Source organism: Desulfovibrio inopinatus DSM 10711 (assembly GCF_000429305.1).
GTDB lineage: Bacteria > Desulfobacterota > Desulfovibrionia > Desulfovibrionales > Desulfovibrionaceae > Alteridesulfovibrio > Alteridesulfovibrio inopinatus.
Genome location: NZ_AUBP01000075.1, coordinates 1 through 1,110, shown reverse-complemented (window position 1 = coordinate 1,110; position 1,110 = coordinate 1). Strand labels below are relative to the sequence as shown.

At 56.4% G+C, this 1,110-nt stretch carries 1 protein-coding gene; it reads right to left on the bottom strand.

The genetic code is table 11. From position 1 onward, the window contains the following. On the bottom strand, positions 1 to 1,067 hold a 1,067-nt coding region (locus G451_RS0120460), incomplete at its 3' end, for a DNA-binding domain-containing protein (RefSeq protein WP_034643289.1). Positions 1,068 to 1,110: the final 43 nt, after the last annotated feature.

Genomic DNA, 1,110 nt, shown 5'->3' with positions numbered 1-1,110 from the left:
ACCTTGGCCTTGAATGCCTTGCCGTTGTCGAGGTAGAGCACTTCCGGATACCGCCCCAGACGCAGGCATGCAGCCCGAAACGCGGCCGAAATCGCCACAGAATCTTCCGTCGGCATAATCTGCCAACCCACCGGCAAATTGCTCGCCCAATCGTAAAACACGATGAGCTTGAGCCGAGTCGGCCGCCCGGTCACGGGATGGAGCACTTCAAAATTGAGATCATGGCCATCAGCCACCAAGCATTGCCCGACGCGCAAAGCCGCATGATCTCGCGAAATATACGAAAGTATCTGATCTTTGAGCGCCTTTTCTCCATCACGCGCCAACACCACCACGTCACGATTGATTTTCTCGTATCGTTTGGCGAATCGATAAAACGAGTGATACCCCGGCACCGTTTCGTGCCCCCGATCCTTCAAAATGGCGCAGGTTGCCCGGTAGGCCAGTCGATAACTCGGCCGATTCGGATGGAGCCAACAGCGTAAGAAGACTTCTTCGGCCTCATACCCGATTTGCCCCAATTCCGGCGCTTTCCCTTCCGTCCACACGCCGTTGCGGTCACACAAAATGAGATAGTTATCATCGTGATTCTTGAGCTTTTTGTCCCAGGCATAGAGCGTTGCCACGGCAACCGCGCCCAATCGCGCATAAACGTGAGGCAGGATGTGCCCGGCATTGAAGGCAAAAAGAAATCCTTCCGTGGCCTTTCCCTTTTGCCCCCAACCCGCATCAACAATATGCGCCCGCCACGCATGCACCACGGCATATCGATCCAATCCGGCCTGATGATACGGCTCAGGCGGCACCGCCCCGGCAGCAATCCCCACCCCGGAAGGCACCGCAACAGCCCCGTACCCGGATTCCGCCAACGCCCCGGCACAAGCCACGGCCAGCGCCTTCCGCACATCGGCCGGCAAATGCTCAGGCGAGAACACTTTGCCCCCACCTCGACCGGATCGTTTGGAAAACGGCCAGTTTTCACGGTTGGAACGACGATAGATAGCTCTTTCTGAAGCGCCCAACGCATCGGCAATCTGTTTTGCGGTATACTGTTGCGGTGTCTGCATAGTCATATCCAACGGGTTGTAATATGATTGTGTCTTCGCTATG